Origin of the sequence: Paenibacillus polymyxa (genome assembly GCF_015710975.1) — a bacterium.
Classification (GTDB): Bacteria; Bacillota; Bacilli; order Paenibacillales; family Paenibacillaceae; genus Paenibacillus; species Paenibacillus polymyxa.
On record NZ_CP049783.1, the window covers coordinates 5,141,309 to 5,159,402 of the forward strand.

An 18,094-nucleotide genomic window follows, 5' to 3' on the forward strand; every position below is an offset into this window, starting at 1 on the left:
CTTTCTCGACTCTATTCGGCTAGAATGATTTAAATTTGTGCAGAAATAGGCACTCTATAAACCTAACATGTTCTAAATGTCAAATTCCCAAGAATCATGTCGAGTCCGTTAAAATATCAAAAAGTTACACATGCTAAAAAAGTCACCTCATCGTAAAGATACCCTCCACTTTACGATAAGATGACTAGAACTGAACTTGCAGCTTAGATCCTTCTTCCTAGCATCCTGTTATTTTATAGAGAATAGAGCAGCTCCATGAGGGGGTAAATCTGCGGACAATTCCTGCACTATAACACCTAAATCCACATGGTTCCACAAGTCTCTCGCACTTGCCTGCCCTTCAATTCCAAGCTCCTGTAGGGATACACGGACTGTTGAAGCTTCATCTCCAGCATTAAATAAAGCCGCATATACGTGACCTTCCTCATTGTGAGAAGTCCAAACGATATGTTCATCCTTTCTGTAGACCTGTCGCGCATTCACACCGTTGTGATGAACATCGAGCACTTCTTTGTTCGTCAGCAATGAAAGTGTCCATGCGTCATTATCACGCAGTTCTCCTCCGAACATCAGTGGAGACCGGAAAATGCTCCATAAGGTCATCATCGTTAGCTGCTCATCCTTCGTAAAACGTGTCCAACGATCATGACTGCCAGAATCTACTGAATCTACCGAACGAATACCTAAATGTCCGAGCGGCAACATGTCGCAATCCGGCCAGTGACCTGGACCTACATGTTCCGCCCATTTCTCGCAGCGTTCGAACATACCATACAGTAAAGGCCATACATCCCAGAAATCATCAGTCATACGCCACATATTCGCATTTGCGATTAAATCAGATGCATGTTCCAGCGGTGCGGGACCAGGCGATAGACTTAACACCATCGGACGTCCGCATTGGGCGATAGCCCGCTTAATCAATTCGATTTCCGCCAAATGAATACCATAGAGACGTGATGCAGCAATGTCATCTACTTTGACAAAATCGACACCCCATTCCGCATACAGGTCAAACAAAGAATTATAATACTCCTGTGCGCCTTCCTTGGATGCATCTACCCCATACATATCTGTGTTCCAAGGACAAATAGAGTTAGGATGTGCAATTTGTCTGGCCGTAGCTGTAGTTCCCAAAATCGGGGTATCCTGATGAACCGCCTGTCTAGAGATGCCCCTCATAATATGTATCCCGAATTTCAATCCCAAACTATGCACATATTCTGCAAGAGCATGGAACCCACGACCGTCTGCTGCCGAAGGGAACCGATTCACCGCTGGAATCAGACGTGAAAATGAATCCATTTCCAAAGAAACAAATGGTCGGTACTGTGAAGATACTGCTCCCGACTCATACCATTGAATATCCACCACTACATATTCCCATCCATACTCCTTCAGGTGCTCCGCTATATATTGAGCATTTCCCCGTACTTCCTCTTCCCTTACTGCTGCGCCATAGCAATCCCAGCTATTCCATCCCATAGGTGGTGTATGCGCTGTCAAAAGATGTTCCATTGAATTCATCCTTTCATCTGTTAGACCTCAACCTGTTACCGCAAATCTCATCAACCCCACAATACCATTATAATGTAACCCCTTACTTTTGTCGCTCGTCATCTTTTCCATTTCCACTTTTTATACATTTATGTTGACTAACTTAAAGAATGTGGTACATTTAAACTTGCTTGTTAAAAAACTTTGACTTGAATCAGAGGGTGATTTTACATGTGTGAACATGCTTATCGAATTTTGTTGTTTTACAAATATGTCAATATTGAAGATCCTGCCACCTTTACGGCAGAGCATCTGGCTTACTGCAAAGAGCTGGGCGTCAAGGGAAGAATCTTGATTGCTGAGGAAGGAATCAACGGAACACTGTCCGGTACAGTAGAGCAAACGGAGCAGTATATCCGTGATTTGCGCGCCAATCCGAAATTCCACGATATCGTTATTAAAATAGATGAATCTGACGGTCATGCGTTCAAGAAAATATTTGTACGTCATCGCCAGGAACTGGTTACGCTACGTCATGAGGACGAGCTGGACCCTAATGTAATTAGCGGCAAGCGTCTGTCACCAAAGGAGTTTTATGAACAGCTTCAACATGAAGATGTCGTGGTTCTGGACGGTCGTAACGACTACGAATATGACATCGGTCATTTCCGCGGAGCCATTCGCCCCGAAGTTGAATCGTTCCGTGAATTTCCACAATGGATTCGCGATAATATGACTCAATTTAAGGATAAAAAAATCCTGACATACTGTACTGGAGGTATTCGTTGCGAAAAGCTGTCCGGTCTGCTGATTAAAGAAGGCTTTGACGATGTAGGCCAGTTGGATGGCGGCATTGTGACTTACAGCAAGGACCCTGAAGTACAAGGGCGTTTGTTTGACGGTAAATGCTATGTGTTTGACGAACGGATTTCGGTTCGGATCAACCATACGGATGAAGACGTTATTGTCGGTCAATGCTATCACTGTGAAACGCCAAACGATCATTATATTAACTGCCCGGTCTGCAATCTCCAACATATCGTGTGCCCAGACTGCGAAGAACAGCATCAACACTATTGCTCTGACGAATGCCGAACCAAAGCAAAAACTATGGCTTCTGCTTAAACTATTAGAATACTCGGTTTCACATAAAAGGGATGTTCCTACTAGCCGTTCAACATGGCTGTGGACATCCCTTTTGTTGTTCTCAGAATAAGTGCGTTAAGCTTCATAGTATATACCTATAACCTTAATTGTTTATCCATCTTGGACGGACTCAAAAGTAGCACCTTATAATGGAAAATGTCATTACAGAAAGGATGGGTGGAATTCATGATTCAAATCGTACTTTCAACTCTTTTATCCGTTATCGTTCCGCTGTCCATTCCGGTGATTGCCGGATTTTTACTCGGCAAATTCATGAAGCTGGAAACAAAACCGCTCTCGACTTTGTACTTATATTTTTTAAGTCCTGCCATGATTCTGGACACACTGCTCAAAGCGCAGCTTTCCTGGCATGATGTGACACAGACAGCCACTTTTTCATTACTCAACCTGCTGCTATTGTGGGGAATTGCACAATTAGCAGGAAAAATCTTTAGGCTGAGCGCCCCGGAAACGGCTGGGCTCACCTTAATCTCCACACTGACCAATAGTGCAAATTATGGGTTGCCGCTCATTTTACTTGCCTTTGGGCAGCTTGGTCTGGATAAAGCCTCTGTATATGTTGTCATCCAAATGATTATGGTCAATACTATAGGCGTTTATTTTGCAGCCCGCTCTGAATTTTCTGTTCAAAGTGCCGTGAAGTCGGTATTTTCTCTCCCTGCAATTTATGCGGCTCTTCTCGCACTGGGACTTCGAGCACTGGATTGGCATCTGCCCTCCGGCATTCAATCGAGCGTCTCAATGATTGCAGCTGCTTATTCTCCGGTTGTGCTGGCGATTCTGGGTACCCAAATGGCTTATGTGAAAATACTCAAGCTGGAGCCATCTATTAAAAAAGCCAGCTACGCAGGACTAACAATCCGACTTCTGCTTTCCCCGCTCGCGGCTTGTCTTGCCATGCTGATACTGGGAATTTCAGGTCTTTTGTTCTCCGTTCTCTTCATTCTGGCCTCGATGCCAGTGGCTGTGAATGCAGTCATTTTAGCGGAAAAGTTCAACGCATCGCCAAAACTGGTCTCCACCTGCATCCTATGGAGCACGCTTGCCTCATTCCTGGTTCTGCCCATTCTGATTATGCTGGTAGCAGGTTAGACGGACAAAAGGCTCTCTACACCATAGAGAGCCATGCACGATCCTGTCTCCAGTCTACTTGCACAGACGTTTCAAAAAAAGCACTGAGCGTTTCACTGCTCAGGATATCAGTCGTTTTACCTTTGGCAAACACCGTGCCCCGGCGAATCAGAATCGTATGTGTGTACATCGGTAAAATTTCTTCAATATGGTGTGTAACATACAATAAATTGGGAGTACCCGGCGTCTCGGACAGCTGACGAACGCTATCCAATAATGCTTCTCTAGAGAAAAAATCCAACCCGTTGCACGCCTCGTCCAAAATCAACAGCTTGGGCGAGGCCATTAACGCGCGAGCAATAAGCACTTTTTGCTTTTCTCCCTGTGAGCATCCCTGATACAACCGATCGACGAGATGAGCACAGCCCAGTTGGCTCATAAGCTGAACGGCCTGTTCATAATCTGTATCCGTCGTCTGGTCATACAGTCCGATGGAGGCAAATTTACCGCTGATGACGACATCCTGTGTACGCTGGCTTCCATTAATCCTTTCTTGTAAAGAGGAACTGACCCAACCAATAGATTTGCGCAATTCCCTCAGATCTACATCCCCAAAAGTATGACCCAATACACTGACACTACCTGTGGTTGGCCATATGTAGCCATTAATCATATTGAGCATCGTTGTTTTGCCTGATCCATTCAAGCCGAGTACAGCCCAATGCTCTCCCTCAGATACCTGCCAATTGATTTGATCCAGTATGGTACGGTTATCTCTCTTCCAGCTTACATTGTTAAGCTCAATGACAGAATTCATGGCTGTACATCCCTTCTATACATCGTATCATCAGATGTTTATAGGCGTAATAATATATCACGTTTACTGCGTTAATCTTCACTTTCGTATAAGAATAGCACAGGGTTGCAGGTTGTTCAATTTTAAATTCACTATATTGCTTTCTACAAAACAATAGAAATAGAATCAAGTTCAATAGCCCGCTTAGGCTAACTTGGAATAAGGTAGTCTAAGCGGGCATTTTAGTTGTTTTAAGATTTAAGATTTAAGATTTAAGATTTAAGATTTAAGATTTAAGATTTAAGATTTAAGATTTAAGATTTCGGAGCGATGAAGACCGATTTATGAGGTAGTTTATGCGCTATTTCTCGAGGAAGGCTCAGATTCGTTGCCAATACATCAACAGGGTTGCCAGCCATCCACTCACTCAAATCAATGGCCTCGTAATGACCACTGTTAAAACCAATCAAAATACGGCATACGTCCGATCCGGTATTTTTAATATAATGCCCGGCTCCCATAGGTACATACCCTACATCTCCGGCCTCAAACTGCTCTGTCACTGCATTCCCTTCTGCCAGAAATACAGTCATTTCTGCTTTGCCGTCCAAATAGTACTGCCATTCATCCGCATTGGGATGCCAGTGCATTTCTCGCAATCCGCCCGGCTCCAGTTCAATTACAGATCCGGCCATCGTCGAAGAAATAGGAAAATCTTCTACTGTAACGGTGCGCTGAGTCCCTCCACCCGGTGCCAATCTGGGCTGTTTGGCCATTAAAGGATAGCGGTGTTTAGTAATCAGATCAGAAGAAATGCGCGGATATGCATCATGAGATGCGATAGATGGGACAGGCCCTTTTGCAAAATAAGCTTCCTTCTTTGGCAAAAGAGCGAGCTCGTCGGCTGCAAATCCGAGATTCTGCATGACAACATCTGCGGGAGTCTGAGCGATAAAATCAGTAATGCTGAACGTATGGTCCTCCGAAAAATCACCATTATCGAAAATCAGGATAAAATGACACTCTCCAGGACCAAGACCTTGAATGGAGTGACCATAACCACGCGGGAAATACCATACATCACCGGGGTTAAAAATATCGACATAGGAAGTACCGTCTGGATGGATAACAGTTGTCCGACAGGAACCGCTAATCACATAGGCCCATTCAGCTGCATTGGCATGCCAGTGAAGCTCGCGCATTCCACCCGGCTCCAGACGCATCGAAACCCCTGCTATTCCTTCTGATACAGGGAAATCATGGACTGAAGCCCCACGTGTGATACCCCCTGGCCCGGTTCTGGGTTCCTTTTTCTCCAAAGCATACTTAAATGATTTCATCGCGATTCCTCCTTAAAATCATTCTTCCCATATGTCTTTATTCACTTATTGATGCTGTGCAGGTCTATTATATACTTTTAATGTTAAAGAGATCAAATTTGTCCATTTTTTTCATCAAACTATGTCCGAATCGCCCCCTCGCGGTTAGGATTAGGGTAAATAGGCAAGAGAAAAAGGATGAATCATAAACAATTCATCCTTTTTTTGATTTAGTTTCTTTAATTGATTTAGTTTCTTTATTTGTATGATCAACTTTATTTGCATGTTTATCTTTATTCTTGTCGTTATTCTTCTTATCCTTGCTTGGGACTGTAACTTTCTTTTTTTCATTAGCCAGTCGCCAATAGCTTATTACTTTTCGGTACATAGACTTATCTGTCAATTGGTTAAAAATGTATGGGTCTGGCTTCGTGTTCACCTCAATGATCCACGGGATAAAGCGATGATCCAATCCAATGTCCACACCAATTTGCCGGAAATTCGGATATGTTTTTTGTAGTTGTGTGGCAATGGTAATCCCCAGTTCATTGAGCTTCTTAACCAGCTCAGCCTGCTTACTTTGCGATAAATGGGATTTCAGTAGCTGTTCCAAGGCCATCGGCTTACCACCACTATGATAATTGGTCACGATTTTACGGGGATGACCCAAGCGTCCAATAATTCCGGTAGATTCCCATGTCCCTTTTGCATTACGCTGCACCATGACCCGGATATCAAAATAACGATTTTGATGGCGCAGTAAATGAATTCCCTTTTGAATGAGATAACTTTTTTTACCCATGTGTTTCGATAGGCTGGTAATCAGTGCATCTAACTGTTTGAATTCCAGACGTTTTTCCTCATATTGGTAGGCGAAGCGCTGACCTGCCTCCTGTTCGATTTTCATCACACCTTTGCCAAAGGTACCTCGATCAGGCTTTACATAGACCATCCCATACTTCTCCAACATTGATTTCACAGTTATTTTGCTGTATTTACGGGTTTCAGGTACAAAAGGCTTGATACTGCCATGCTGGAGCAACAATTGGGTTTTATGCCATTTGCTACGCAACGCCTGCGCTTGTGAAGAATTCACTTGCCCCTCTCCTCTCTACTCTCAGGGTAGAACGCTCCTGTTAAAAAAGATCAATCTATCGTATGCGCCAAAACCCCATTCGAAGCTCCATTCGCCCTCTTCTACACAGAATTAGACAGTTGGCCTTGCCCGGTCGAAAGCGCCTGTCCAGGCATACAATAATATGAGATACCGGTAGCGTATATTTACACGTATAGGGAGTGAATAACATGTCTGCGCAATCCGATGGGCTACAGAAGGGTTCCCTCTCAATCGATGTTCTAATCCCCGCAATTGAAAAAGATCTGGCTACACTACCACTAGTAATTGACAGTCTGCGCCGTCACGTGCAGCACCGAATTGCAACCATCTATATCGTTTCACCGCAAAGCACCAAACTTCGCCGTCTATGTGCAAACAAAAAGTGTACATTTATAGACGAAAAAACGGTGTTGCCCATCACTAAAAAGCATATTCATTACGGAACAACGCGCTGGGATCGCTCAGGCTGGCTGTATCAGCAATTGCTCAAAATGAATGGCGACAAAATCAGTAAATCGTCTTTTTTTCTCGTCATAGATGCGGACACCATTTTGATTCGTCCACATACGTTCCGTAAAGACGGAAAAACAATTTTTTACTATCGCAGCTGGAGTCAACCTGAGTATTTTCAAACTTACCGTAAGCTGATGGGTGCTAAAGCTCCCTCACCAAAGTCCTTTGTCACTCACTATATGCTTTTTGAAAAAACACGGCTCGCCCAGCTCAAGCAAGTTATTGAGGCCAAGCATGGGAAACCTTGGTACAACGCCATTATTCAAAGTATAGACCGGACAAAACAGTTTGGATTTTCCGAATATGAAACGTATGCCAACTATCTATACAGCAATCAGCCCTCTCGGATGATTTTGCGCAAGTCATTAAATAAAGCGCTTCATAGTCGTGCTTCTTCGCTGTCACAAAAACAATTGGATATCTATGCCCAAAGCTACCGCTCCTTATCTTTTCATCAACGCAAAATGTACCAGCTAGCTCCACAAACAAGGATTCAATCTTCATTGAAATAGTTTCTAAAATAGAAAATCCCGCAATTGTTGATGCAATCTAATGGATTTGCATTGAAGGAGGAAACGTCTGTGCGCATCGTATTGTTATGCGGTGGTGCCGGAAAACGGCTGTGGCCATTATCCAATGATATTCGGTCAAAGCTGTTTCTCCGGTTGTTGCCCGCTCCTGACGGGCAGCAGGAATCTATGCTCGGCCGGGTGTATCGTCAGCTTATCTTAGCCGGACTAGATTCCTCTGCCCTGCTTCTGGCTCATCGGAGTCAGGTAAATCTAGCCTTTCGCCATACAGAAGGTCGTCTGCCTGTTCTTGGCGAGCCGGCTAAACGGGGAACCTTCACAGCTGCTGCACTCGCTGCTGCTTATTTTCACACAAGAGGCATGGGGCTGGATGAAGTTCTCTGTATTGCTCCAGCAGATATGTTTGCAGGCGATGACTTCTTCCACAGCATAGCAGCGCTATCCGGTCTATTGCTCGAGAGCGGAGCCGATCTAGCTATGCTTGGGACAAGGCCTACCCATGCCTCAGACCAATATGGCTATGTCGTTCCGGGTCTGCAAATGAGGCAGGAAGGGAAATCGGCTTATGCACAAGTTGCTCGCTTCACTGAAAAGCCGGATCTCTCTGGGGCGCAGCAGCTTATTAACCAAGGCGCACTGTGGAACTGCGGTATTTATGCTTTTACGTTACGATATATGCTGTCCTGTATGGAGCAAAGTCAATTGCCGCTGAACGATAAAGAACTGTGCGCAATGTATGATAGCCTCCCGGTTCGCAGTTTCGATGAGGAGATTGCGGAGCGTACTGAACGGGCCGTTGTCCTGCCTTACGAGGGCGAATGGCACGACATCGGCAACTGGCAGACCTTAACAGAGCAGCTAGGAAGCCGAGTGATCGGGCGTGGACAAATCAGTGGTCAAACTCACGGCACACACATCGTCAATGAGCTGCCCTATCCACTTCATGTCATTGGTGTGGAGGATATTATTGCTGCTGCAAGCCTTGACGGTATTCTCATTGCATCCAAAAGCCATGCCCACGCGATCAAGGAACAGTTAGGCAAACTCCAACTTCACCCCATGCATGGTGAAACCTCTTGGGGCAGTTACCGGGTGCTGGACGAATTTGAGCACCGAAGCCCAAATGACATATTAGCTATACGACTGACGGTGTTGCCGGATCATCGCTTGAATGGGCGTATTCACGGCAGCGGACTTAAAGTATGGACGATCGTATCCGGTCGGGGAGAGGTTATGCTGAACGGAGAACGCTTTGCTGCGGCAAGCGGCTCTGTATTTAGCATTCCGGTCGATACGTATCACACGATCCGCGCCGATCTGGATTCAAAACTGGAACTAATCGAGGTTCGCCTAGGTAACAGTTTGGTGAGCGCCTTCTATAAATCCGATTCCTGCAACACGGAGTTATAACATCTAAACAGATCGATTCTGCACGAAGATCACACATCAAAAAAATCGCTCTTGAGCAAGGTGAGTAACATCCTTTGCTCATGAAGCGATTTTTTTTTGTAATATTACATCTCATAAGGAAACCGTTCTAACCTTGCAAGATAAATAAACCTTGTTGGCCTTAATCATCCCGGCCTCTCTTAAAAAGTGCTGCACGATCTTCATCTGATAGTGTATGCGTTCTTTCTGGGGCAGGCTCCACCCTGTTTCCACAGTTACCGCACGTGCCCCTAAAATACGGGCTGCAGCGGTACGAGAGGAACCTGGGAGCTCATGCAACCGCATGTTGAAATGGCGGTCTTTCACCTTGATCGAGCGATTCATTCGCTTAATAATCCGGCGCGTCGTGGGAATTATCGGGTTGCCCTTATTGGAGATCAGCGTTTGGCCAAGCACCTTGGCATCCTTTTGTGACAATCCATTCGCCTCATGCAAGTCAAGATACCATTCAGGGTGATGCTTTTGTAATAATTTGAATAGAGCAGTGGAAAGCGGTTGTGTTGCCGCCTGCTTTTTCCGGCGCGGAAAGGTTCGATTCAGATCCGGTTTTCCTCTAATCTGCTTGCGGTAAGCCTTTTGATTCACAATTGGCACTATAATAAGCTTGCCATGGCTGAATCTCAGCTTTTGCTCATTCAAAAGCTTTACCAGTTTCTCAGCCGCACGTATACTTGCTATTTCATTACCATGTATGCCTGCAACCACCATCGCACACGGACCTTGTTGTCCCTCTATGGCTACATAATAAGGAGTCGCCCAAGAAGAGCCCTTTCCAAGCATATATCGTTTGACCTGCATCCCCTTCACCTCCGTATAGGCTTTCGGTGTCCTCTCTTCTGTTCTCGCCGACGAATGATTTCACGGTATAGTCTCAAGTAGTTACTGGTCATCTGTTTGTTGGTAAATCTTTGGCTAACATACAATCGAAGCTGCGCGGGTGACGGGTAATTTTTTTGCTGTGCCTTTCGTGCCATTTGTCCAACTGATTTGCAAATCAACTGCGGAAAGCCTGATAGCACCTCGGGAACAGAGCCATTTTTTAGTGCCAGCACCGGTGTTCCACAAGCCATAGCCTCTACCATTACAAGTCCGAACGGTTCTTCCCACAGTGATGGAAACAACAGACACTCTGCATGTTTCAGAAGCTTCTGTTTCCGATCACCCCCAACTGGTCCCACATAGCGTATATTCGGATTGCGCTGAATTCGTGTCTGAATCTCTCGGCGAAAAAATACAGGGGCTTTGATGGGACCCGCAATAAGCAGTCTTTTTCCTGTTCGCTCTGCAACCTGAATGGCCTGCAATACACCTTTATCCGGTATAATTCTGCCCATGAACAGCAAGTAGTTGCGCTTCTCACTGCTGAACTCGTATTCATGGGTGTTGATGCCGTTATAGATATAAAATCCTTTGCCCCCGCCCATCAGCTGACGTGCTCGTTTACTGACATATACCGGGTTTTTACCGTGTCTTCTCACTGGAAGATGAACGGTACACAATGATGAGCAAGGCAGCTTCCTACGCGCTACAGCAGAACGAAAAGTATGGTCATGAATGATATGTGTGCCGGAAGGCATATGCCGAAGTACATATTGGGGGATCTGACTATGTTTCAAACCCTTGGGATAAGTAATCAACCGCGCGCTGCTCCTGCTCCCACGGGCGGCAAAAAGAGATACATGATGCCCTCGTCTCACTAATTCCTCTGTTAATTCATGCACGACCTTTTCCGTTCCGCCCTTGATGGAGGGAACAGGCTGTGCATCGGGATAGTTGGATATGACCTGCACAATGGTTAAAGGTCGGTTTTTGAATGCTTTACTCTGCTTTGAAGCCATACGAATTCCCCTTCCTGTCCGGAAATACGGTGTGATCTTTACGATGTCAACGGGAATCTGAGCATACTCCCGTGCAGGTTATAAATTGTAGTATATAGGTATGTATGTTTTGCATGATTGCTTGTGCCAATCGTCTGCAAGTCGCTTTTTGTCATACGAGCCTAGTCATAAGGGGGAGTTATTTAATTTGTCAAGCTAAAGTTAAGGAGGAAATTCTCATCGTTTTCTAATAAAGCAGTGCAAAACGTTGGGGTAACAGGTTTGTAACCATGAGTGGTAAATTCTGGATATTTTATTTGTGTTATTGTCATTTCAGGACATCAACACAATACGAATAACGGAGGAAATTATATATGAAACGTACTTCTAAAAAATTGTGGATGGGTATTTGCTTTACGATGACTTTGGCACTGAGCGCTGGAAGCTTCGTCGTTGGACCAGACACCACTCATGCCGCTTCGACAAGTAAAGCTGATCGGATTATCTCAAAAGGCTCCCAGTATATGGGCGTCCGTTATGAACATGGAGCTCCAGCTGGCAGTACAAGCTCTTTTGATTGCTCTTCGTTCACTCAGTATGTTTTTGCACAAAATGGAATCAAGCTTCCACGTTCGTCCAAACAGCAGTCAACTGTGGGCACTTATGTACCGCGTAGTCAGCTTAAAAAAGGTGATTTAGTCTTTTTCTATGCGCCAATTCATCATGTAGCCATTTATATGGGAGACGGGAAAATTCTGCATACGTTTGGTAAAGGCGGCGTAACGGTTACCAATCTAAATTCGGGATGGTGGAGCTCCCATTACACAACAGCACGTCGTGTCCTTTAGGATCATTTTGGATGATCTCCCATCCACCGAATGCATAACTTACAAATAACATTAAAAAGGCTGTTCCTTTGAGTAGAGATTGTCTACTGGAGGGACAGCCTTTCCTGTTGTTTTTGAGGCAGCGTAACGATGACATCCGTCCCTTCGCCTTCTGCGCTTTCCATGCGTATCGTACCCTGGTGAGCATCTGTTATTGCCTTGGCAATCGGTAACCCCAGTCCGGTTCCTCCGGTTTTACGATGTCTGGAGCTGTCTACCCGATAAAATCGTTCAAAGACACGCTTGATCTCACTCTCAGGAATGCCAATTCCGTAATCCTTAACGCGGAGGTGGACATCTTTTTCATCTGTAGATAACCATATTTCGATTTCTTCCGAGCTATACTTTAACGCATTATCCAGCAAGATGACTAGTAACTGCTTGATTTTTGCAAGATTAGCATCCAGCCAAATTTCCTTCTCTTCTGTAAAAATAGAAATTTGGCGGTCATGTACAGGCTTGAGATGTGCTACCACCTGTTGACAACAACCGACTAGCTCTACCCGCTCATATGGTTCGGAATCTTGCTGCTGTGAGGAGGCCAATGTCAGCAATTGCTGCGTCATCGTACGCATTCGCTGAGTTTCTTCATAGATCGATTCAATCGATTCCTTACGTATGTCCTCGTCACGCGTACCCCACCGCCGCAGCATGTTGGCATAGCCCTCAATAATCATCAATGTCGTATTCAGTTCATGTGAGGCGTCGGAAACAAACTGCTGCTGGCTCTGAAAGCTTTCTTCCAATCTCTCCATCATTCGATTAAAAGTAGCGGTCATTTGGGATAATTCATCTTGATTAGGACTGCCAGCAGGAATTTTTTTGAATTTCAAGCTTCTTTCGATTTCCTGCATCGTTTGAATACTACTGGCAATGGGCAGCAATATCGCATTTGCCAAAATCGTGCTGCCCACCAGACTGAGCAACATAGCTCCAACAGTCGATGTGATAAGAATTGTATTTAAGATATCGAGATTGTTTTCGAGGGCATCCCATTTTTCTACGATCTCCAGTGTCCCCTTTTGATTACCTTCTGGTGAAAGCACTGGAAGATGGATAATCAGGATTTTATGATCCTGTAGATCCGTTAGTTGAGAGCTTTGAGAAAGGTTAAAATGTATATCGTTCAGCTTAAAGCGGGACTGACGGCTTACTTCATACAAAAGACGAGATTGCTGATCAAATACCCTCAGAATGGTATCCGCAGAAAGTTCATCTTTCAGCTTGGACCCCCAAGCATTTTTCAGAATCATCGTGGCTCCTGTTTCGGCAATGATTTCGGTCCATTTATTTTGTAGCACTTCTCTTTCATTACGAGTAGCAATTTTTACAAATAATAGATGAACCGTGACGTCCACAAACAGGAGAATCGTCATCACTAAAATAGAACTAAGCAGGGTAATTTGGGTCCGCAGCTTCAATGGTCTTCCTCCCGGATACAGTACCCAACACCGCGCACGGTTTTAATCAGTTTCTTTTTGTATCCATGATCAATTTTTTTGCGAACATACCGGATATATACATCTACCACATTCGTATCACCGACAAAATCAAACCCCCACACATCCTGAATCATTTGATCCCGATGCAATACCTGATTTTTGTGCTCCATCAGATAGAGAAGCAGATCAAATTCTTTGGGCGTAAGTTCGATACGTTTTCCTTCCCTTACCACGGACCGCGTCTTGGGTTCCAACACCAGGCTATCGACTTGAAGTTTGGACTGCTGCTTTTCCTCTTTTTGCGAAGTAGTAGCTGCCGGCTCCAACTGATTCCTCATACTGGCCCGCATCCGCGCTAATAATTCCTCAATTTCAAAGGGCTTTGTAATGTAATCATTAGCTCCTTCATCCAGACCTGAAACTTTTTCAGGAGTCGTGTTACGTGCAGTGACCATAATTACCGGGGTATGATTGTCCACTTTTCGAATCTGCTTCAGCACCTCGACACCGTTCATCTCGGGCAGCATCACATCCAGTATGATAATATCCCATGTAAGAGATAGTGCTTTTTCCAATCCTTCTTTTCCCGTCTGTGCAATTTCAACCGCATATCCTTCGTGGGATAACTCCAGTTGAAGCAATCTGGATATCTTCGCTTCATCATCAATGACCAGCACCGACTTTTCCATTGCAAAACCACCTATTTTTTATAGAGAAAACTAATAAGCAATGCACATACCATTCATTTTTTATTTGATTTTAAGCTTTTATCCGTATAGTCGCTCTATAATATAACTTTGTAATTTAATTTTTTGAGGTTAAGGAGTAATTTATTCATGTTAATTAATGTAGACTTTGCTTTGTTTCACTGGATCAATGAATTGGCTAATCACCTCGCCTTTTTGAATGGAACTATGCGTTTCTTGGCGCAATATGCACCGTATTTATTTGGAGTGGCTTTACTGCTATACTGGTTCACCTTTAAAATGCCGCATCGGATGATGGTTTTAGAAGCCGTTATAACGGTTTGTATCGGTTTTACAATTAGCTGGTGTCTTGGACATTTGTTTTACAGAGATCGGCCTTTTGTCGGACACTCTGTCATTCAGCTGATTCATCATGATCCCAATGCTTCATTTCCGAGTAACCATGCACTTGGAGCTTTTGCTCTGGCAGCAATTCTATGGCTTCATCATCAAAAATATCGTGTCCTCTGGATTGTCTTGGCTGTGCTTATTGCGATATCCCGCGTATGGACCGGTGTGCATTATCCTTCAGATATTTTGGCAGGGGTGCTCATTGGGGCAGGTTGCGCAGTTGGTGTTCACAAATTCATTCGCAGTCGGAAGCTTCCGGGCATCTTTATCCAAGCAGCTATTATTTTTTATGAAAAATGGGAGCAGAAGCTAGGAATAAAGCCTGTAGAACAGACGAGAACAAAGATGACCCAATCTACTTCCTCTGTGCAAATAAAAAGCAGACGCTAATGCGTCTGCTTTTTTTAGCCTGATGATTTATGCACTCATTATGCAGTCGATTTGGTACGAAGTGGTAGCATTCGTTCTTCATACCGCTGGTAGAACCAAATGCAAGCCGCCATCCAGCAACCACTCATGAAATAGCCACCCACAACGTCACTCGGATAATGAACACCCAAATAAATGCGGCTTGTCCCGATCGTTACAATTAGTAGGCTACTGAGCAGAACAAGAAGGATACGACCTATCCTGGAAGGAACGTGCTTCCACAATAAAAACGTCAGCGCCGCATACATACTGAAAGCGGTCATGGAATGTCCGCTTGGAAAGCTATATCCATTCGCTTCGATAATACGGTTGATTTCAGGCCTCGCACGCCGAAATAGCATTTTTAGTACCGTATTCAACAGCACTGATCCCAGCACAGCAACCGCTAAAAAAAGCAATTCTCGTCGGTGTCCCAATACACTATAGAGCACGAACATGGCAATTAAAATGATGATTACCACTGGAAGCCCGCTGCCGATAATAGTGAAACATTTCATAAGACGTGTCATGAAAGGCGATTCCAGTTGTCCAATAGCCGTAATGATCTTGTGGTCAAAATGCCGTACTTGCTGGTCGCTAACCCATAATGCGATTAAGCCAAAACCAAGGGCACATACTATACATGTAAGTAGAGCCACGGAAATCGGTAGCTTTGTATATATTTGCTTCATTTTTTAGAGGTCCTCCATGAAATTCATCCCGTGATCAAACAAAATGCAGCATTCACATCGTCCATGTATTTACTTTACCCACTTTTCTTGTATCATTTCATAAAAAAATTAGCTTTTAGAATAAAGCATGGTTAGCTTTTTGGCAAAAGAACGAGGAGTCATCCTGTGATATGAAATCAATTCCCCATTACAGATCACATGAAATACGCCATACGGTGTCGGAGACAGTTCCATGAGTTGTGAACGATCTCGTATATCAATAATCTCGGGTTGTATCCCCACAGTCTCAGCTGCTTCAATCACATTGTGCGTGGCTATTTCCAGATAAGGGCATTGATGAGTTCGTAAAATGGTTAAGCCTTCACTAAAATGATCCAGACGTTGAACCCAATTATTAGGGAAATAAGGATCTGAATGCTCTTGATTAAACTTATAAACATACAACTGAAAAGAATATGGAGCATCCTCCACATGCCGAAATCCGTTTTTCAGAAAAATTTCGGGACCTGGCGCCCAGGAGGTATCTATATTTGTAACGACTGCCACTCCCTTCTTCCCCAACGTAATAGCATCTTGAATGCAGCGTTGAATAAGCTGTGAGCCTAATCCCAAGCCGGTTACAGCAATCCAGATACAATGAATTACTAGATATCCATCCGCATGAACAGCTCTCCATGCTTGTTCACCCGATGCATACTCTATAAATCCTGCTGGTTTATTGTCTTTTCTCAATTGTATGTAAGTCAAACTTTGAGTGAATTCTTTTTCTGTCCAATTTAGTTTTTGTACATATCCCGGTGCTTTTTGCATGCTTCTCATGCAAAAACAGCCGTCTTCCCTTATTTGATTTTCATACCATTCAATGGTTGTTGAATTTTCCATTTAGTCTCTCCTAACTTTATGAATATTGATATAAGGATTTCATAATGATTACAAAACCGCAAGCAAAATATAGTGAAAAAAACAGCACAAAAAAAGACACCACTCAAGCCTTATTGGCTCGAATGGCATCTGTCATTGCATGTGAGACACTGCTAACACAATTCTATGTCAAACAAATAGCATCTTCTTATTAGGTTGGCGTGACTTCACCAAGTTTAATCTTATTCTCTGCTTCTTCAATTGGATAGCGTTTGCGGAACCACAGCGATTGAAGCAGCAAAAAGGTGCCGCTTACGGTCCAATATAAAGGCATGGCCGCAGGAGCGTTGAAGGAAAAGACCGCCATCATAATCGGTGAAAGATAACCCATAATAGCAAATTGCTTGCGCTGGTCAGCCGTCATCTGTTGCTGAGAAAGCTTAGCCTGTGCCAAGTATACAACTGCGACGACAATTGCCAGAATCCAGTCCGGCTGTCCGAGCCGGAACCATAAGAAGGAATGAGACGCCAACTCCGGCGTGAGTCGGATGGCAGTATACATACCGCTTAAAATCGGGAGCTGAATGAGAATAGGCAGACAACCGATATTGAGCGGATTGAATTGATGCTCTTTGTACAGCGCCATCATTTCCTGCTGCATACTCTGCTGGCTGGTGGTATCTTTTTTATTCTCATACTTCTTTTTAATTCGGTCCAAGTCGGGCTGCATAGCGCTCATCTTGCGCTTCATACCCTGCTGGGCACGCGTTTGACGCATCATTAGCGGCAATAAGGCCAGACGGACAATGAATGTCAAAGTCATGATCGCCAGCCCAAAACTTCCACCGAACCATTCCGCCAAATGCTGAATGAGCCAAGAAAGTGGGAATACCACGTAATGATTAAAAAAACCAGGTGTCTGTGCATTAATCTCCGCAGCATTCGCACCACAACCAGACAGCAGCATGACCACCGCCAACGCTACGATTAAACCCAATATCCGTTCTTGTTTACCCCAAAAAGTGAATCCCTTGAATCGTTTCATATGTTCCTCCTCGTTGATTGGCTGTGCCATTTTTCAACAAGGGGGAACAATCGGAAGCATCTTCATCTGGCGCTTCCTTCCGCCGAATGTGACGTGCTAGCCGGACAGGCATGTCCTGTCCGCGGGCAGACATCGGCATCAGTGGAGAAGCATGCGAGCGAACGGGGCCGCCTTCGACCCAGCATTCAGCTACGCTGCCATGCAAATGAGCAAGATACGTATAAGTCACAGTGCACAGCAAGCCGATCGTAAGCAAATAGGGGAGTAGGTCCTGAAGCTCAAACAAGGGATTCACCTCCTTCGGTATGTTGCTACAATTATAGCACGAAACCGGACAATCGACTAATCTTTAAATAGAGATAGAGGTCGGATTACACAAGAAAGTA

The 18,094-nt window shown here is 44.5% G+C and carries 18 protein-coding genes; 6 read left to right on the forward strand and 12 right to left on the reverse strand.

Annotated elements, in window-relative coordinates; all coding sequences use genetic code 11:
- Positions 1-228 precede the first annotated feature (228 nt).
- On the reverse strand, positions 229-1,518 hold the full coding sequence (locus tag G7035_RS23545; RefSeq protein WP_019687157.1) for a glycoside hydrolase family 27 protein: 1,290 nt from the start codon (positions 1,516-1,518) through the stop codon (positions 229-231).
- Between the two features lie 210 nt (positions 1,519-1,728).
- Between G7035_RS23545 and trhO the strand changes: the two genes are divergently transcribed.
- Together trhO and G7035_RS23555 are read left to right on the forward strand one after the other, a co-directional pair.
- On the forward strand, positions 1,729-2,622 hold the full coding sequence (trhO, locus tag G7035_RS23550) for an oxygen-dependent tRNA uridine(34) hydroxylase TrhO (protein ID WP_019687156.1): 894 nt from the start codon (positions 1,729-1,731) through the stop codon (positions 2,620-2,622).
- A gap of 207 nt (positions 2,623-2,829) precedes the next feature.
- Entirely contained in the window at positions 2,830-3,756 is a 927-nt protein-coding gene (locus tag G7035_RS23555) for an AEC family transporter (RefSeq protein WP_019687155.1), read from the forward strand.
- Between the two features lie 16 nt (positions 3,757-3,772).
- Here G7035_RS23555 and G7035_RS23560 read toward each other — a convergent pair whose 3' ends face one another.
- The 3 genes from G7035_RS23560 to G7035_RS23570 form a co-directional block, all read right to left on the reverse strand.
- Positions 3,773-4,552 (reverse strand): ABC transporter ATP-binding protein, encoded by a 780-nt coding sequence (locus G7035_RS23560; RefSeq protein ID WP_019687154.1) that lies wholly within the window; start codon positions 4,550-4,552, stop codon positions 3,773-3,775.
- A 293-nt stretch (positions 4,553-4,845) separates the two neighbouring features.
- The gene (locus G7035_RS23565) at positions 4,846-5,871 is read right to left on the reverse strand and encodes a cupin domain-containing protein (protein ID WP_019687153.1); all 1,026 of its coding nucleotides are present in this window, start codon (positions 5,869-5,871) and stop codon (positions 4,846-4,848) included.
- 193 nt (positions 5,872-6,064) lie between these two features.
- Complete coding sequence (locus G7035_RS23570) at positions 6,065-6,946, reverse strand: YheC/YheD family protein (protein ID WP_019687152.1); 882 nt, start codon at positions 6,944-6,946, stop codon at positions 6,065-6,067.
- Positions 6,947-7,155: 209 nt separating this feature from the next.
- Between G7035_RS23570 and G7035_RS23575 the strand changes: the two genes are divergently transcribed.
- Both G7035_RS23575 and G7035_RS23580 read left to right on the forward strand, forming a co-directional pair.
- Entirely contained in the window at positions 7,156-7,992 is an 837-nt protein-coding gene (locus G7035_RS23575; RefSeq protein ID WP_019687151.1) for a DUF6492 family protein, read from the forward strand.
- A 69-nt stretch (positions 7,993-8,061) separates the two neighbouring features.
- Positions 8,062-9,420 (forward strand): sugar phosphate nucleotidyltransferase, encoded by a 1,359-nt coding sequence (locus G7035_RS23580; RefSeq protein ID WP_019687150.1) that lies wholly within the window; start codon positions 8,062-8,064, stop codon positions 9,418-9,420.
- A 111-nt stretch (positions 9,421-9,531) separates the two neighbouring features.
- On the opposite strand, the gene G7035_RS23585 is transcribed toward G7035_RS23580, so the two are convergent.
- Complete coding sequence (locus G7035_RS23585; protein WP_019687149.1) at positions 9,532-10,257, reverse strand: succinylglutamate desuccinylase/aspartoacylase family protein; 726 nt, start codon at positions 10,255-10,257, stop codon at positions 9,532-9,534.
- A 5-nt stretch (positions 10,258-10,262) separates the two neighbouring features.
- Positions 10,263-11,297, reverse strand: coding sequence for a glycosyltransferase family 4 protein (locus G7035_RS23590; RefSeq protein WP_019687148.1), 1,035 nt, complete (start codon positions 11,295-11,297; stop codon positions 10,263-10,265).
- Between the two features lie 353 nt (positions 11,298-11,650).
- Between G7035_RS23590 and G7035_RS23595 the strand changes: the two genes are divergently transcribed.
- Positions 11,651-12,124 (forward strand): C40 family peptidase, encoded by a 474-nt coding sequence (locus tag G7035_RS23595; protein ID WP_016818954.1) that lies wholly within the window; start codon positions 11,651-11,653, stop codon positions 12,122-12,124.
- Between the two features lie 83 nt (positions 12,125-12,207).
- Here G7035_RS23595 and G7035_RS23600 read toward each other — a convergent pair whose 3' ends face one another.
- Both G7035_RS23600 and G7035_RS23605 read right to left on the reverse strand, forming a co-directional pair.
- Positions 12,208-13,584: a sensor histidine kinase gene (locus G7035_RS23600; protein WP_019687147.1), complete on the reverse strand. Its 1,377-nt coding sequence runs from the start codon at positions 13,582-13,584 to the stop codon at positions 12,208-12,210.
- The gene (locus tag G7035_RS23605; protein WP_017428496.1) at positions 13,581-14,294 is read right to left on the reverse strand and encodes a response regulator transcription factor; all 714 of its coding nucleotides are present in this window, start codon (positions 14,292-14,294) and stop codon (positions 13,581-13,583) included. Before G7035_RS23605 ends, G7035_RS23600 begins: the two co-directional genes overlap by 4 nt.
- 147 nt (positions 14,295-14,441) lie before the next feature.
- On the opposite strand from G7035_RS23605, the gene G7035_RS23610 reads away from it, so the two are divergent.
- On the forward strand, positions 14,442-15,092 hold the full coding sequence (locus G7035_RS23610) for an undecaprenyl-diphosphatase (protein ID WP_017428495.1): 651 nt from the start codon (positions 14,442-14,444) through the stop codon (positions 15,090-15,092).
- 38 nt (positions 15,093-15,130) lie between these two features.
- On the opposite strand, the gene G7035_RS23615 is transcribed toward G7035_RS23610, so the two are convergent.
- The 4 genes from G7035_RS23615 to G7035_RS23630 form a co-directional block, all read right to left on the reverse strand.
- On the reverse strand, positions 15,131-15,802 hold the full coding sequence (locus G7035_RS23615; RefSeq protein ID WP_019687146.1) for a phosphatase PAP2 family protein: 672 nt from the start codon (positions 15,800-15,802) through the stop codon (positions 15,131-15,133).
- Positions 15,803-15,910: 108 nt separating this feature from the next.
- Complete coding sequence (locus tag G7035_RS23620; protein ID WP_017428494.1) at positions 15,911-16,684, reverse strand: GNAT family N-acetyltransferase; 774 nt, start codon at positions 16,682-16,684, stop codon at positions 15,911-15,913.
- Positions 16,685-16,874: 190 nt separating this feature from the next.
- Positions 16,875-17,708 carry a membrane protein insertase YidC gene (yidC, locus tag G7035_RS23625; protein ID WP_016818947.1) on the reverse strand — a complete coding sequence of 278 codons (834 nt, stop codon included), beginning with the start codon at positions 17,706-17,708 and terminating at the stop codon, positions 16,875-16,877.
- Positions 17,674-17,994, reverse strand: coding sequence for a hypothetical protein (locus G7035_RS23630; protein WP_017428493.1), 321 nt, complete (start codon positions 17,992-17,994; stop codon positions 17,674-17,676). Before G7035_RS23630 ends, yidC begins: the two co-directional genes overlap by 35 nt.
- Positions 17,995-18,094: the final 100 nt, after the last annotated feature.

Coding starts and splice junctions, on each gene's coding strand:
- G7035_RS23560 (WP_019687154.1), bottom strand. CDS start 4,552: ATGAATTCTGTCATTGAGCTTAACAATGTAAGCTGGAAGAGAGATAAC.
- G7035_RS23545 (WP_019687157.1), bottom strand. CDS start 1,518: ATGGAACATCTTTTGACAGCGCATACACCACCTATGGGATGGAATAGC.
- G7035_RS23610 (WP_017428495.1), top strand. CDS start 14,442: ATGTTAATTAATGTAGACTTTGCTTTGTTTCACTGGATCAATGAATTG.
- G7035_RS23615 (WP_019687146.1), bottom strand. CDS start 15,802: ATGAAGCAAATATATACAAAGCTACCGATTTCCGTGGCTCTACTTACA.
- G7035_RS23585 (WP_019687149.1), bottom strand. CDS start 10,257: ATGCAGGTCAAACGATATATGCTTGGAAAGGGCTCTTCTTGGGCGACT.
- G7035_RS23605 (WP_017428496.1), bottom strand. CDS start 14,294: ATGGAAAAGTCGGTGCTGGTCATTGATGATGAAGCGAAGATATCCAGA.
- G7035_RS23590 (WP_019687148.1), bottom strand. CDS start 11,297: ATGGCTTCAAAGCAGAGTAAAGCATTCAAAAACCGACCTTTAACCATT.
- G7035_RS23555 (WP_019687155.1), top strand. CDS start 2,830: ATGATTCAAATCGTACTTTCAACTCTTTTATCCGTTATCGTTCCGCTG.
- trhO (WP_019687156.1), top strand. CDS start 1,729: ATGTGTGAACATGCTTATCGAATTTTGTTGTTTTACAAATATGTCAAT.
- yidC (WP_016818947.1), bottom strand. CDS start 17,708: ATGAAACGATTCAAGGGATTCACTTTTTGGGGTAAACAAGAACGGATA.
- G7035_RS23575 (WP_019687151.1), top strand. CDS start 7,156: ATGTCTGCGCAATCCGATGGGCTACAGAAGGGTTCCCTCTCAATCGAT.
- G7035_RS23565 (WP_019687153.1), bottom strand. CDS start 5,871: ATGAAATCATTTAAGTATGCTTTGGAGAAAAAGGAACCCAGAACCGGG.
- G7035_RS23595 (WP_016818954.1), top strand. CDS start 11,651: ATGAAACGTACTTCTAAAAAATTGTGGATGGGTATTTGCTTTACGATG.
- G7035_RS23620 (WP_017428494.1), bottom strand. CDS start 16,684: ATGGAAAATTCAACAACCATTGAATGGTATGAAAATCAAATAAGGGAA.